The organism is Skermanella sp. TT6 (genome assembly GCF_016653635.2).
In the GTDB taxonomy this organism is placed as follows: Bacteria; Pseudomonadota; Alphaproteobacteria; order Azospirillales; family Azospirillaceae; genus Skermanella; species Skermanella cutis.
In genome coordinates this window covers 135,638-149,593 of sequence record NZ_CP067423.1, presented here as the reverse complement: position 1 = coordinate 149,593, position 13,956 = coordinate 135,638, and the positions used below count along the sequence as shown (strand labels likewise).

13 protein-coding genes and 2 pseudogenes are annotated in these 13,956 nt (G+C 61.4%); 11 read left to right on the top strand and 4 right to left on the bottom strand.

All coding sequences use genetic code 11. From position 1 onward, the window contains the following. The first annotated feature begins 2 nt into the window (after window positions 1-2). The 6 genes from IGS68_RS34340 to IGS68_RS34315 all read left to right on the top strand — a co-directional run bounded on the left by IGS68_RS34340 (window position 3) and on the right by IGS68_RS34315 (window position 4,532). Window positions 3-230 carry a hypothetical protein gene (locus IGS68_RS34340; RefSeq protein WP_201083579.1) on the top strand — a complete coding sequence of 76 codons (228 nt, stop codon included), beginning with the start codon at window positions 3-5 and terminating at the stop codon, window positions 228-230. Beyond that, a complete protein-coding gene (locus IGS68_RS34335; RefSeq protein WP_201083578.1) occupies window positions 227-1,267 on the top strand; it encodes a type IV secretion system protein in 1,041 nt (346 codons plus the stop codon). Before IGS68_RS34340 ends, IGS68_RS34335 begins: the two co-directional genes overlap by 4 nt. Window positions 1,268-1,269: 2 nt before the next feature. Next, window positions 1,270-1,965, top strand: coding sequence for a hypothetical protein (locus IGS68_RS34330; protein WP_201083577.1), 696 nt, complete (start codon window positions 1,270-1,272; stop codon window positions 1,963-1,965). Between the two features lie 65 nt (window positions 1,966-2,030). Beyond that, window positions 2,031-3,035, top strand: a complete 1,005-nt coding sequence (locus tag IGS68_RS34325) for a TrbG/VirB9 family P-type conjugative transfer protein (RefSeq protein WP_201083576.1) — start codon at window positions 2,031-2,033, stop codon at window positions 3,033-3,035. Beyond that, window positions 3,032-4,165 (top strand): TrbI/VirB10 family protein, encoded by a 1,134-nt coding sequence (locus IGS68_RS34320; protein WP_201083575.1) that lies wholly within the window; start codon window positions 3,032-3,034, stop codon window positions 4,163-4,165. Before IGS68_RS34325 ends, IGS68_RS34320 begins: the two co-directional genes overlap by 4 nt. A 7-nt stretch (window positions 4,166-4,172) precedes the next feature. After that, window positions 4,173-4,532 (top strand): hypothetical protein, encoded by a 360-nt coding sequence (locus IGS68_RS34315; RefSeq protein WP_201083574.1) that lies wholly within the window; start codon window positions 4,173-4,175, stop codon window positions 4,530-4,532. Here IGS68_RS34315 and IGS68_RS34310 read toward each other — a convergent pair. Further along, window positions 4,496-4,741, bottom strand: a complete 246-nt coding sequence (locus IGS68_RS34310) for a hypothetical protein (RefSeq protein WP_201083573.1) — start codon at window positions 4,739-4,741, stop codon at window positions 4,496-4,498. The genes IGS68_RS34315 and IGS68_RS34310 overlap by 37 nt on opposite strands. Window positions 4,742-5,361: 620 nt before the next feature. Between IGS68_RS34310 and IGS68_RS36475 the strand changes: the two are divergent. Next, window positions 5,362-6,025 (top strand): annotated as a pseudogene (locus IGS68_RS36475) (IS1634 family transposase); the annotation flags it as partial. Between the two features lie 424 nt (window positions 6,026-6,449). Here the strand turns inward: IGS68_RS36475 and IGS68_RS34295 are convergent. Beyond that, entirely contained in the window at window positions 6,450-7,382 is a 933-nt protein-coding gene (locus tag IGS68_RS34295) for a replication initiator protein A (protein WP_201083570.1), read from the bottom strand. A gap of 559 nt (window positions 7,383-7,941) precedes the next feature. On the opposite strand from IGS68_RS34295, the gene IGS68_RS34290 reads away from it, so the two are divergent. The 4 genes and pseudogenes from IGS68_RS34290 (at window position 7,942) to IGS68_RS34275 (ending at window position 11,161) form a co-directional block, all read left to right on the top strand. Next, window positions 7,942-8,574 carry a ParA family protein gene (locus tag IGS68_RS34290; RefSeq protein WP_201083569.1) on the top strand — a complete coding sequence of 211 codons (633 nt, stop codon included), beginning with the start codon at window positions 7,942-7,944 and terminating at the stop codon, window positions 8,572-8,574. A 19-nt stretch (window positions 8,575-8,593) separates the two neighbouring features. After that, on the top strand, window positions 8,594-9,199 hold the full coding sequence (locus IGS68_RS34285; protein ID WP_201083568.1) for a DUF3102 domain-containing protein: 606 nt from the start codon (window positions 8,594-8,596) through the stop codon (window positions 9,197-9,199). A 111-nt stretch (window positions 9,200-9,310) separates the two neighbouring features. Continuing rightward, a pseudogene (locus tag IGS68_RS34280) lies at window positions 9,311-10,102 on the top strand (IS110 family RNA-guided transposase); the annotation flags it as partial. 90 nt (window positions 10,103-10,192) lie between these two features. Then, window positions 10,193-11,161: an IS5 family transposase gene (locus tag IGS68_RS34275; RefSeq protein WP_201083566.1), complete on the top strand. Its 969-nt coding sequence runs from the start codon at window positions 10,193-10,195 to the stop codon at window positions 11,159-11,161. A 292-nt stretch (window positions 11,162-11,453) separates the two neighbouring features. Here IGS68_RS34275 and repC read toward each other — a convergent pair whose 3' ends face one another. Next, the gene (repC, locus tag IGS68_RS34265; RefSeq protein WP_154386551.1) at window positions 11,454-12,770 is read right to left on the bottom strand and encodes a plasmid replication protein RepC; all 1,317 of its coding nucleotides are present in this window, start codon (window positions 12,768-12,770) and stop codon (window positions 11,454-11,456) included. 166 nt (window positions 12,771-12,936) lie between these two features. Further along, entirely contained in the window at window positions 12,937-13,947 is a 1,011-nt protein-coding gene (gene repB / locus IGS68_RS34260; RefSeq protein ID WP_154386552.1) for a plasmid partitioning protein RepB, read from the bottom strand. Window positions 13,948-13,956 lie beyond the last annotated feature (9 nt).

Below are 13,956 nucleotides of genomic sequence, written 5' to 3'. Positions count from 1 at the left end.
ACATGGACATCTGCGCAATCCTGCTCGGCATCGGCCTGACCGTGCTGTGCCCCGCCCCGCACCCCGACCCTGCGGCCGAGGAGCTACGGATCATGCAGGAAGAAATCAGGCGCCAGGAACAGCAGGCGCAGGAGAAGATCGATCGGCTGTACCGCGGCCTCGGCGACTGTCCCGAATGCGGCCAGCGCAAGGTGGACCCGAAAACCCTGACCCAGAAGCATCCGCCATGAGCGTCGTCGATGAAGTTTTCTTCATGGTCCTAGGCATCCTGGACGCCGGCTTCGAGCTGATCATGCCGGTGGTGCTGGCGACCTTCGCCCTGGCGTTCGGATGGGCCGTCACCCGGCTGGCCTTCGCCTGGCTGGCCGGTGCCATGGACAACATCATCGGCGACCTGATCGGGATGTTCGTGATCTTCTGGCTGTTCCTGGCCATCGCCTGGTCGGCCAAGGAAATCGTCGACGCTGCCGGCAACTTCGCGCTGGCACTCGGTGGCGGGATCGTCGGTGCCGATGGCGCGACCGCGGACCTGTTCACACCATCCGCCCTCTGGGGCATCGGCGATGGTCAGGCCGACAAGATCCTGGCCACGAAGCAGGCCCTGTGCTCCGGGTGGATCGAATGCGGCAAAACCCTGGACGACAGGCTTATGCTGGAATTGGCGGCGTTGTTCATCTACGTGGCATTCGCCTTCCTGGTGTTCGAGATGGCGACCACGGCGATCGGCTATAAGACCAACGGCCTGTTCATGCTGCTGTTCACGCCGATGGCCGTGACGCCGTTCACGAAGAACATGGCCGAGGGCGCGATCCAGGGTTGGCTGAACAACCTGGTCAAGCTGGTCATCATCGCCATGGTCGCCGGCATCGGTTCGCGGGCATTCGAGCTGATGGACCTGCCGCCAACGCCGGTCTTCGACGACATCATCCCGGCGGTGCTGCTCGCCGTGTTCATCGCGTGGCTGGCCTGGCAGTCCCGAACGCTTTCCGCCGGCATCATCAGTGCCGTGCCGCAGCTGTCATCCCAGGCCATCACCCGGGGCATCGGCAACGTCGCAAGGTCCGTCACTGGCACCGGGGCGATGGTCGAGCGCGGGCGCTCCCTGGCGCAGCGCGAGGTCACGCACATGACGAGCACCTGGCGCGGCATCGGCCAGGGCGCCCAACGGGTGGCCAGCGGCGCCAGGACGACGGCATCGGCCGCAGCTCAGAGCCAGTACTGGTCCCGCGTCGCCAAGGCCGCAGCCGGCCAATCCAGGAGAGTATAAGAATGTTTGACAAGATCCGCATGCGCCGCACCCAGCCAGAGCCGACCGTCGAGCAAACCAAGCCGTTCCGCCCGGGATGGCTCGCCCAGCAGCAGCGGGGCGCCTTGCGCGCCCTGGTCCTCGCCCTGGCGGCAAGCCTGGGGCTGAACGGCTTTCAGGTCTACAAGCGCGAACAGATCGCGGCGGCGCCGCCGGAAGTGTTCGCCGCTCTGCTCGACAGCGACTTCACGTCCCTCAAGGTGATCAGGGCCGGCGACCTGAAGGCTGATGAGTTCGAGGCAGCGGCCCGCGCCGAGGTCAAGCGCCTGGTCTACAGGCTGCGTCGGATCGACTCCTCGGCCCAGGTGCAGGAGATGATTGACACCCTGTACTGCTCCGTCACCGGCCCGGCCGCGACCAAGGCCAACCGGTCGTTCGAACGATCTGCCGGCGTCGAGATGGTGCGCCGCGGCCAGAAGCGCATCCTGTCGGAGAAAGATGTGCGGGTGGGGCGCCGCCCTGGCGAGCGCAGCAACACCGAGGGCATGTGGATCAGCGCGGCTTGGTCGGAGACGTTCGACGACGGCATGCGCAGGACCGTGGTGCCGAAGTCGGCGGAGTTCCGGGTGCAGCGGTTCCCCAACGTCTCGGCCGAGATCCGGGACTGTAACCCGATGGGCATCCTGATCACCGACTATGAAATCCTGGGCACCGAGTGAGGCTCAACTGAGGTTGTTTATGGGATATAATACAGCCCATAAATCGCGATTGAGGACGGCTGGAAATGTGTAAGTTTCTGCTGATGTCGGTTGCGGGGGTGGTGTTGGCGGGCTGCGCAGGCGGTCCATCGGGTGATGCTCCGTCACTGACTTACGACTACCTCCAGGCCCAGGAGGTTCAGCCTCCCGGGCCGGGCACGCTGCAGGTGCCCGTGCCTTTTGGTGGTGTGGCGACCGGGCCCGCCAAACCGGAAAAGAAGTTCACGTCGCCAGCCGCCAAGACTGCGGCCATGGTCAAGAGGTCCCGGCGCACCGCCCTGGACTGCAGCTTCGAGGGATCAATCATGACCTGCCCGTTCCAGAACGGTGTCCGACAGCAGGTTATCATGGACGGCCCATCTGCCGACGGGGAAACCGACAGCGATGTGACCCTCTTCTACTTGGAGCCGGGCGAGGCCACGCCGGAGGCTATCTTGGGAAACCCGCAGTGGTTCATGGTTGAGGTGACCGCCGGGGGCGTCGACGGTACGTCCATGCGAGCCAAACGGGAACGGGCCAACAACAGGAAGTCCGCCAGCGCCCGGTTGATCGTCACCGTCAAGGCCTACAAACAGGGTGAGCGGACATCGCTGTCCATCGCTACCGGCAGCAGGGTGTACCTCTACGATCTCGTAGTTCCGTCCTGTAAGCCGGCCGAGGACGCCGCTCCCCGCAAGTGCCACGCAGCATATCATCCGGTCGTCCAGCATACCTACGGGTCCGATCAACCGAGGGTGACAGCCGCTACGGTGCATAGGCCTGACGCGACCGCCGTCTCGGATACCCGGTACGTCTATCACGGCCCTGCAGAATTCCTGCCCGGCGAGTGGTCGGCCTACAACGATGGCGTCAATACCTACATCCTGCCGCCCGCCCGGCTATCCAGCCGGCCGGTCCCGTTCCTGCCCAGGGGATCGGCTCCCTCATTCTGGATCGACCCCACCTCTCGCCACTACGTCATCCGCGGCCTGCCCGGAGAGGTCCGGTTCGTGCGCGGTGACCTCGTCATGACCGTTCGGAGAGAACGATGAGAAGCTACGACAAGGAGCGTCATCCCGGAGAGGATGGCATCGAGGAGCCTGTCCGCGAATACAGCGGGCGCTTCAACAAGCGGACCCTGCTGTTGGGTGGAACCTCCGTCGTTGCGGTCCTCGCCATGCTCTACGGCGTGGCCGGGATCACGACCGAGTCGGAACGCGAGGAGCCCAAGGGTCTAGAGCCGGCGGCCATCAGCGCGCGGGCGCCCGAACCCAGGCCGCAAGTTGCCGAGACACCGCCACCGGAAACAGGCGAGCAAGCGCCGCCTCCCGGACACCGGCAGGAGCGGAGAAGCGAAGTGCCACGCAAGCAGCCGGTCAGGAACTTCAAGGTGTCGGTTCTGGCGTTCGACAACAAGCACATGGGCGCCGTGATGAACCCGCTGTTGGGCGGTAGCAGCATGGCCCAGGGGAGCGGAGATGTCGCAGCGACACCTGTGGCAGCCGGGACAGGTGGCGAGGGCGGCAACGCCAAGTCTGACTTCTACACTCGGGGCGGTGGTCGCAGTGGCCAGGGCCTTTATCACCCGCACAGCCTGCAGCCCGAACTGACCGGCTGCATCCTGAAGGCGGGCGAGGAGTTGGTGATCCAGAACCCGAACCCGGTTCGCACCGAGTTGCCCGGCCAGGTGCGCGGCATCATCATCGAGGACGCCTTTGGACGGATTTTCCTGGGCAACGGTCAGGTCGAGGAGTGCCTGGCCATCCCCGCCGGCAGCACCGTCATGACCGAGCTGAACGCCACCGGCGTCAGCCGAGGCGACCTGAGGGTCCAGATGTGTGCCACCCGGGTCGACCTGCTGGGGGGTGGAATCATGCCGATGGCATGTTCGCCGGCGCTCGGCCAGGACGGCGCCAGCGGCGTCGAGGCGGAGAGCGACTACCCCTGGAGCGGCATCGCCACCGGCATCCTGATCGAGGGAGCGCTGTCGTTCGTCGGCGCCTTGGGTGGATTGATCGAGGGGCCGGCCGGTGTCGCGGTAAATGTCGGCACTCAGGGCATCCGAGGCGTCGGCGGTGAATACGTTAACCGGGAATTAATGAGACCGCCGGTACTGACGATGAGATCCGGCGCTATCTATCGAATTCAGATAAATAGTGATATTCCTTTTCCGGAGACGTAACAAATCAATGGAAATTGCGACGGTGCCACGACCTGCCTACCCGACGACCGAGACCAGCGTGACGGGGTTGTCGGACGAATTGATGAATGTCGTGCGTGCCTATGCGAAGCAGCGGTGCCAGCCGCTGCGGGCCATCTACGACGAAGCTGTCAGCGCAATGGTCGAGCGGCTGGATAGTGACGAGGAGATCATCTTCGTTGCCACCATCCCCGGCCGCAAGATCCGGACCCGCCACATCCGACTGACCCCCGAGGTGGCCGCTGCCATGGCGGAGGCGTGCGGCCGTGCCCGGGTACATCAGTCCGTGTTCTTCCTGCGCTCCTTGCGGGACTACTTGTCCAGGAGAGGGATCGACGCGCCGGAGTGATCCGGCCGTCCAGCTGCGCGGCGGCGGTTCCGGCGCCACCTGGGCCGGACCGCCCAGTGGTCCAGCCAGGTGTTGAACCGGTCACCCAGGTGAAACATCAGCCCGGCGAACAGAAGCCACATTGCCACGTCGACATAGGGCCGGGCGCCCAGGTCCACATTCCAGATCATGCCGAGCACGGCAATTCCGATGATCATCAGATGCAGCATGGACCTCGCCCCAGCTAGTGTGACTCTTGAGCAACATCACCATCGATCGCTAATCAGTACTAACATGCCTGACGTCTACTGTTTGCGCTAAGGTTCACGGGAATCCGCGCGCACAAGCGCAGAGCGGAGCGTGGGCGGAATCCTGTTGACCCCGTCCCACCAAATATTCTCCTGGCTTCCCTCCGGCTGCCACCAGCAACCGGAGGAGATGCCGGCCTGACGAGGGCACTGTCTTTGCTCCAGTCAAAGTCCTGAGAAAGGAACGCCGTCGGGCTGACAAGGTGACGTGGAGCGGGGTATCCTGGCTTGCGGTCAGGTCGACGAACCCACCTAACACGGCCCGCTTTCCCCAACCACGAGGCTGGCGGTCTACCCTGATCAACCTGCTTCCGTTATTCGGTTATGAGGAAGTGAGATTTTAGGATCCCTCGCCGGGAGGGCATCCCTGGTTTAAGGATCAAACCAGGGAGCTATTAGGATATCAGAGCCGTGGGGGTCAACGGGGTTCCGCCCACGCTCCGCGCTGCGCTTGTGCGCGCGGGTCCCCACGAACCCTGTTGACCTCGACCGCTGACGAGCCGATCGCCGCATGATGGCGGCTCAGCTCACGAACGCGTCGGGAGGGCGAGCGGCGCCGGCGCTACGTGCTGTGCATGAACCCGCGAGAGGCCGAAAGCCAGCGTCAGCACCACGAGCAGGTCCTGGCCGAACTCGAGGTGGTCATCACGCTGCTCGACGAGTGGGATGTCGATCACCCCAAGGCAGCCTGCCGGCTGATAGCCTCGCGCCGGTACGGCCGCTATCTCGGCACCAACTGACGCAGACGGCCAAAGCTGAATACGGGCAAGGTGAAGACGGCTGAGAAGTTCGGCGACAAGTTCGTGGTGATCACCAACGACGATACGCTGTCGTCCGAGAACGTAGCCCTGGGATACAAAGGCGCTTGGATCATTGAGTCCTGCTTCCGCCGCATGAAGCAGAGCGAGCATGAAGTGCGGCCGATGTTCCACTGGACGGCGCGGCGGATCGAGGCGCACGTGAAGCTGTGTGTTGGCCTTGCAGATGCAGCAGGCCGCCGAGATCCGCTGCGCGCTGCCGTGGGCGCGCATCGCCCATGCGCTCGACTGCCTGAAGGCGGTGCGCTATCGGACGGAAAGCCGGGCTATTGTTCAGCGCACCCGGATCGGCTCGGAGCTGGCCAAGCTGCTGAAAAAGCTCGGCGTATCAACGCCCAAACTCGTTCTGAGTGTTATCGAGGCCGCAGCACGCCCGGAAAATTCCTAGACACACGCCCGGAATCTGCCCGGTACAAGGCGCGAAAACCAGAAAAATTCAAGGCGTCTGCCCAGAGAACGCGAACACGGGCTTGAGGGTCTTCTGCCTGTGGGCGTCAAGCAGCTTCCACCCATCTTCGCCCGGAGCAAATCGCCAATTCCCCAGCTAGCGGAAGCCGAGCTGCAGATGGGTCCCTGCGAAGCTACTTGACGTCCGACGTCACGAAACTGGTCGGCCGCTCGTTGGCGGCCTCAGCCGACCGACTTTTGGCATCAGTTGTGTTTCTGACGACGAGAATACTCAGTGATGCCTGTTACGGTATAAACACCACGAGTGCGGGGCAGATCGTGTTGCTAGTTTGTTCAAGATTCAGCAGCGTAAACATTTGGTAATACAGAATACGGCTGATTACCGTTCCCGTACACCCTCACGATTAGCTTGGCAGTTCCGATACAGGGAAGTCGTCCTCAACCTCTGGCGCTGTAGCAAACGGAGGCATACTCGAGAGGCGATCAGTTCTGAAAAAAAACACCATCCATGATTTGAGCGGAGTGCGGCCGGGTGGCGGCAACGCTTTTTTATCCACCGACAACTTGACGCGTGGGTCGACCAGCATAAAGCCATACTCGGGTAGCGGGTTTTTCCGCTTTGCCATCTTTACCAGTTGCGCCTTAAAGAACCGTGGCTCCATCGCCGTACCGATCCGGCGGTGAAGCTTCAGCAGGTTGATCTTAAAACCATTTTGGTTGCCGCAGTGCGCTCGGGCGATTTCATAGAGCCGCTTCTCAAGCGGCGCTAACTTGAAGTATCGTGGATCATAGGTCAGCATGCGCCGATCCTTAACGATGGCACGGAATAGCCAATCGCAAATCCTGACTTGTACGGCCTTCATGATCTTCTCGCCATCGCGGCCGCGACGGTACTGGATCTTATAGCTGTCGATCCAACCGAAACCTTCCGACTCTCCTTCGCCTCCCGTCTCGATGTTGGTGCGGATCAGCGTGCCTCGCAATCGTGCCAAGGCTTCCTCAAGCCGGTCATAGGAACTGCCGCCCGGCTTCGTCTCAGTGATACGGAAGAAATCATGTGCAGCGAAACTCACCAATGGCTCAGGTACTACACCAAGGTTGATACGTTCCTGAATGATCGAAGCTAGATAAATAAGCAGCTCAGCATCCCAGATATTAGCGATCCCATGCTTCGTACCGGTAACTTCGATGCGAACTTTTCCATCGTCGTAGATCGGAAGCTCAGTTTGCTTTTCACGGTTCAAGCCGAACCACGCGTAAACCATCAAATTGCGATCATTCTTTGCCTTGCCCATAAGTGGGCTGTCTAGCTGAAGGGCAAGCTGGTCAGGCTGCATGGGGCACCAATGATGTGGACGTAATGACGATAACTGTCTCCAACATCTACCATCATGCCTCTAGCCCTCCCAAGCGGCACGGATAAACGTAACGATGTGGATCAAATGACGAACTTTTTGGGTTTGTCGGGTCTTCGGAGGCTGCCCACACCAAGGTGGCTCGTCATTACATCCACGTTTCTCGTCAGCAGACCCACGCTCCTCGTCATTTGATCCACATTCCAATCCAGACTAGCCACTTATCCACAGTCGCGATGTCGTCATTTGATCCACGTTAGAAAGGAGGATGTCGCGACGCTCACCTCAACTCGTCATTTGATCCACATCAATTAGGCATGACATCCACAGAGACTCGTCGTTTGCTCCACAAGCCTTCGTCATTTGATCCACGCAATTAGGTATAAGATATTGATTTTGAAAATTGATTCGGCTCCGTAACGGCGTAGCCGTTTAACCGCTGAACTAGATAACTATCATCGTTCTTATCAGCTCCCAACGCTTGACACTCAATGGTGAGAGACGCAGGGTGGCATAGGAATCAGGCGCGGAAGTTTAGGACATGATCATTACGGTTGCTTCCACCAAGGGTGGCCCAGGAAAAACCACTCTGACACTGTGTCTGGCAGATCATTGGCACCGAACGGGAAAATCCGTAGAGGTTCTGGATGTCGATCCCAATCGCAACTTGAGTCAGTGGCTCAAGGGAGCGAAATCACCCATTCCATGGACTGTCGTAGACGAAGATGACCTCGTCGATGCTGCGTCTGAGGCTGAACAGCGTTCTGAGGTGGTTGTTATTGACGTCGCCGGAGCACTAGCGCGCGGACTAGTCTACGCTATCGGGGTAGCAAGCGCCGTTCTAATTCCAGCCCGACCTGACCAGAAAGATGCTATCGAAGCAGCACGGACGTATCAGCATGTCACCACCGCAGAACGGCAGGCACAACGATATAAGCCTAATATCATGATCCCAGCGGCTGCTGTGCTGATGCAGGTTAATAAGCGAACTCAAGCCGCAGGGTTCGCTCGCGAGCAACTTGCTGCGTTCAAAGTGCCGTTGCTCAGCGCTGAGGTGCCGCTTCGCGCAGCTTATCAGAACTACTCGTTCTTCGGGATGCCATTGGACGATGCTGCAGTTCGCAACGATTTCGCCGAGTTGGCCCAGGCGGTAGAGGCTATGATCCATGGCTAGGAAACAAACGCCGCGTATCATGACGACTGAGGACGCCGGAGAGATCCTCGCCCCAATTGGCATACTGGCACCACGTCTCACACCTCCACGCGATCCAGCTAAACTCCTCGCACGCGAGGAATTTGCTGCGGAAATTCGACGTGCTTGGACGGAAAGTCAAGAAAGCTTTCTACTCATCGGGCGCTACCTACTTGCCGCGAAGGACAGGCTGCAGCACGGCGAGTTTATGGCGATGGTAGCATCCGACCTGCCATTTAGCCACCAGTCCGCTAATAAGCTGATGAGTGTAGCTCGGTTTATCGAAGCTGAAGAACTGCCGTTAAACTTACTGCCCAATGCTTCGGAGACGTGTTACCAAATTACGACTCTAACTTCAGAGGAACGTGTTCAAGCGCTGAAAGAAGGCATAATACAGCCAGAGATGCGGCGAGAGGATATTCTGCAATTCAAACGACGCGTCCGTGCTCCGCAGCCTATTGATTTAGAAGCACAACGTCATCAGCTTAAGCTGGAGCGCATCAAACTGCTAAAACGCTTGGAGGATATCGATCGAGCGCTTGAAGCTCTTAACGGAACAGAAGACGAGAAACGCGTGGTAGAAGAGCGTGAGCACGCTTCCAACTGAGCTGAAATAATGTTACCGGTTCACCTTGGAGTGATGAGGTGGACGGCCTCCCGCATCTGGCACGTCAGTGCCACGTAACGGATAGGTCCCTTTCATCCCGGAGAGTGTGCGATGTCCGCGGCATTCATCGGTCTCGATCTGGCGAAGTCGGTGTTTCAGGTTCATGGCATCGACGTTCAGGGCAAGGTGGTGGTGACGAAGCGTCTGCGGCGAGACGCGGTGCTGGCGTTTTTCGCCAACCTGACGCCGTGCGTGGTTGGAATGGAGGCGTGTGCCGGGTCGCATTTTTGGGCACGGGAACTTACCCGGCTCGGCCACACGGTGCGGCTGATGGCGCCGCAGTACGTCAAGCCCTACGTGAAGCGCCAGAAGAACGACCGGGCCGACGCGGAAGCGATCTGCGAGGCGATGCAGCGACCGAGCATGCGCTTTGTTGCGGTCAAGACCGAGGAGCAGCAGAGCACGCTGGCGATCCACCGGGTGCGCGAGACGCTGGTCGCCCAGAAGACCCAGCTGATCAACGCGCTGCGCGCCCATCTCGCCGAGTTCGGCATCATCGCCCCCGAGGGCGCCGGCAAGGTCGCGCAGCTGACCGCCGTGGTGGCCGACCTGGAGGACACCCGGGTTCCCGCTCTGGCGCGAAGCATTCTTCAGAGTCTTGTCGACCAGCTGCGCGACACCGAACGCCGGGTCGAGGACCTCGACGCCCGGCTGGCTGAGCAGGCGAAGGCGGACGAGGCGTGTCAGCGGCTGATGACGGTTCCCGGCATCGGCCCGATCACCGCGACGGCGCTGACGGCGACGGTCGGCGACGCCACGGTCTTCGAGTCCGGTCGCCATCTGGCGGCCTGGCTCGGCCTGGTGCCGCGCCAGACCTCGAGCGGCGGCAAGGAGCGCCTGGGCGGGACATTGGTGCGAAAATGGTGATCGAGCTGGCGTCCGGGAGTCAGGTCGCGTATAGGGGCCGCCCGCCTGTCGCCCCTCGAGATTTGCATGCCCTACAAGGCGAACGAACCCCGCCGCCACAAGATCCCGAAGGCGCGCTACAAGATTGACAACTGGGCCGAGTATGATGCCGCACTTCAGCGACGGGGCAGCCTGACGGTCTGGGTGACGCCCGAGGCGCTCGCGGCCTGGACACCGGCCCGGTCAGGCAAACGCGGCCGGCCGCGAAGCTATTCGGACATCGCCATCGAGGCCGGGCTGATGTTGCGCCTGGCCTTTGGTCGTCCATGGCGTCAGACCGAAGGCATGCTGAAGTCGGTCATGGGGCTGCTCGGCCTGGAGCTGCCGGTCCCGGACCATACGACCTTCTCGCGCCGCGGCGTCGACCTGGGGATCGCGGCGGCGCTGAAACGGGCGAACGGATCGGTGACCGTGGTGATCGACAGCACCGGCCTGAAGGTGTTCGGGGCCGGCGAGTGGCTGCACGAGAAACACGGCGGCAAGCCGCGACGGACCTGGCGCAAGCTCCACTTGGCGATCGATCCCGACAGCGGCGAGATCCTCGCCTCGGAGCTGACCACCATGGACGAGGGCGACGCGTCGCGGGTCGGCCCGCTGCTCGATCAGATCGACCGCCCGATCTCCGCGGTGTTCGCCGACGGCGCATACGATGGGGAGCCGGTCTACCGCTCCGTCGCCGGGCACACTCCCGACGCCGCCGTGGTCATCCCGCCCCGCTCGACCGCGGTGCCGAGCGCCGCGGCGGACACCGAGCCGACCCAGCGCGACCGCCACATCCAGCTGATCGAGGAGCGTGGTCGGCTGGGATGGCAGCGGGCCGTCGGCTACGGGAAAAGATCCTTGGTCGAAGTGGCGGTGTTTCGGTACAAGGCCCTGATTGGCCGCAGCCTGCGGGGTCGGAGTCTGCCTGCCCAGAAGGTCGAGGCAACCGCCGGATGTAAGGTCATCAACATCATGACCGGCCTCGGCATGCCGGTGTCCCGCCGGATCGCCTGACCGCCGCGGGAAAGGGGGTAATCCGGCCCCATCCTGATTTCTGCACCAACGTCCGTCAACAGCCGCGACGATTTCGCCCAATGGGCCATCGAGCGAACCAAGTCGATCCTGACCGAGCAGGGTTCGGAGCTCGCTTCTGCGGCGCGGTGCGGAGACGATGCCCGGATGGGCGAAGCTGCAAATGCCCTTGGCCAATCGATCATCGATGCACTGCTCGAAACTTTTGACGGTCTGATCGACGACGACAGAGACTGACCGAGTTGCCGCCCGCGGAATTCAAATCTATCAATCATCACGATCTGGGCTTGTTCAGCGACCGCAGAAGGGCTTCCGAGACTTCGAGCCGCCCTTCCCCGCTTTCACCGCCGCTTCGCGGTTCGTGGCCGGTTTTCTCCGCCGATTTGTCGGCGTCCAGCTTGGCGCGCAGCAGTGCCATGATCATTGGCCAGGTCGAGAATTTGCCGTCCCTTGCCTTGTCGGTCAGGCTGCGCAGATAGCCGCCGGCGCTGTTGATCTGGTCTGATCGCTGGTAGATCGCGGCAAGGGTGATCGCCGCGTGCTGTTCGCCCATGACCTCGCAGGCGTCCCGCCACGCGCTGGGACTGATTGCCAGCATCGGCCGGGCCAGTTCCGCCGCGGCCAGAAAGTCGCGCCAGTGACGGATTTCCCCGCCTTGCGTCAATTCTCGCAGGTTGGGGCAGGCGTCCAGCACAATGCCCAAAGGCAATTCTCGCTTCGGCAAGCTCCGTACGTTGTCGGTTTCCGCGGCGCTGCCGCCCGCTTCATTCTTATTTCGAGAGCGGTCTTCAGATTCAAATATGGAGTCTGGGTTTGAATTCTGTATGTGGCGACCAGAATGGGACTCATTGGCGTCCGGATTCTGTGTTTTTGCAAATGATTCCAATACCTCGAGGATCTCCGTGTAGAGGCCGTGAAGATCGCAGCAGATATCCTCGATGAGTTGCCTCGGCGCTGAGCGCGGCAAGCGGCAGACGATGGCCTGATAGGTCTGGTAGACCCTGCCCCAATTGCCCGGAACGTTCTCCTCGATGCCAGTCTCGATGAGCTTGACGATATCGCGGCGCAGGAGCGTGAGACGCTCCTTGGCGATCCGAAGGGCGTTCTTCTCGGCCCGGACGGTGTCCGCCAGCTCCTTGAATTCCCCGGCCCGGGCAACGATCGGCGCCAGGTCGAACCCGTAGGCCTGTTCGACTTGACCTCCCCTGCCCTTGCGGGCGAAGCGCTTGCCGTTCGGACTATCTCTGCGGATGATCAGCCCGCAGTCGACCAGGACGGCCAGGTGGCGCCGTAGCGTCGTCGCCGGCATTCCGTTCGCACGGGCCATGAGTTGCTCGTTGGACGGCCAGACGATCAGTTCGCCGTCGCCTGTGAGCTCCGTTTCCGGATGAAACGAGAGCAGCGCGTTGAGAATGGCGAGTGCGCGGTCCGTAGCGCCGATCAGCTCGCGCGCTTCCCGGATCGTCTGGAACACTTTCCATTTCTGGACCTGGGCGCCAGCCGGTGCCGATTTTGCCACAGCCTGGCTTGCCATCATGCCAAGTGACATCGTTCGCCGCCCAAAGGGCGTCGTTGGGGTATGCGTCTGCATTGTCCTTCACCTATTGCTAGGCAAAAGAAACCTGCTCGCCGAATCGGCGCTCAAACCGACCTGAATGGTCTTGACTATGATTCGCGGAAGTGGGATTCTCTCAGTCGCCAAACTTAAAGAGAAGGTCTTCCGGAATTGCCGTTTCGGGGGCCTTTTTCTTTTGCGCTCAATCTCCGTTCGTGGTTGCTCGTTTTTCCCGACGGAAAGCCTCATACAACTCGCTGAGATTTTCCGAGAGGTAGTCACCGAACGCTGCTGCGTCGGTTCCCTTCGCCTTGAGGGCGATGGTGAATTTCTTGCCACTGGCCACCATCTCCGCGGCGATACGCCCATCAGACGGCGCCCAGTTGCGTTTGGATGGCGCCTGCGCGGCACGGCGGCGCGGCTTGGATGCCTTCAGCTTCGTGACGACCGCATCGAACCGCGCTTCGCTTGGCATCCCATGCCAATCGGAACTCAATGCCAGAGCCAGGGCAGTGTCGAGATTGCCCGGCTTGTCGAGGAGGAGCTTGAGCTCATACCAGCGATCACGACCGACAGCCTTCGCGCGGCCGATCGCCTCGAGAAGTTCCTTGGGCATCGAGGCGACAGAGAGCATCTTTGAAAGCGTCGGCCGATCGACACCGATTGCGGCGAGGGCTGTGGCGTTGTCCTCGTCGAATTTCCGCTCAACGATGTCGGCGGCAAACAGTGCTTTCTCGATGAAGGACGTGTTCGCTCGCGCGTTGTTTTCCTGTCCCTGGGCGATCACATGATCGCGCTCGGAGATATCCTTGATGACAGCGCGAAGCTTGAGACCAAGCTCTTTTGCGGCGCGCCAGCGGAGGCGACCGAAGACCAGCATGTAGCGGCCGGGCCGCTGCGGGTGAGGGCGAAGGAGCGCCGGGGAGTTCTGGCCGGAACCACGGATCGACTCCAACACCTGAGCGTAGTCGGCCTCGTAATCTTCCTGATCGACGTTGAGCCGGTCGTTGGCGAAAGATTGGTCCACCAGGTCGGGGTTAACCTCGATTATCGTCTCGCCCTCGAGCAGCTTGCCTGCCTGAGCCGCCATTTCGTCGATCGAGCTTATGAGCGAGCGTGATGCCCCCTTGAAGGTGTAGTCTTGCGCGACCGGGCGCTCGGCGGGAGCGTCGCCGTTGTCCATGATGCTGGCAAAGGGATTTTTCCGCGCCATTTGACTAGC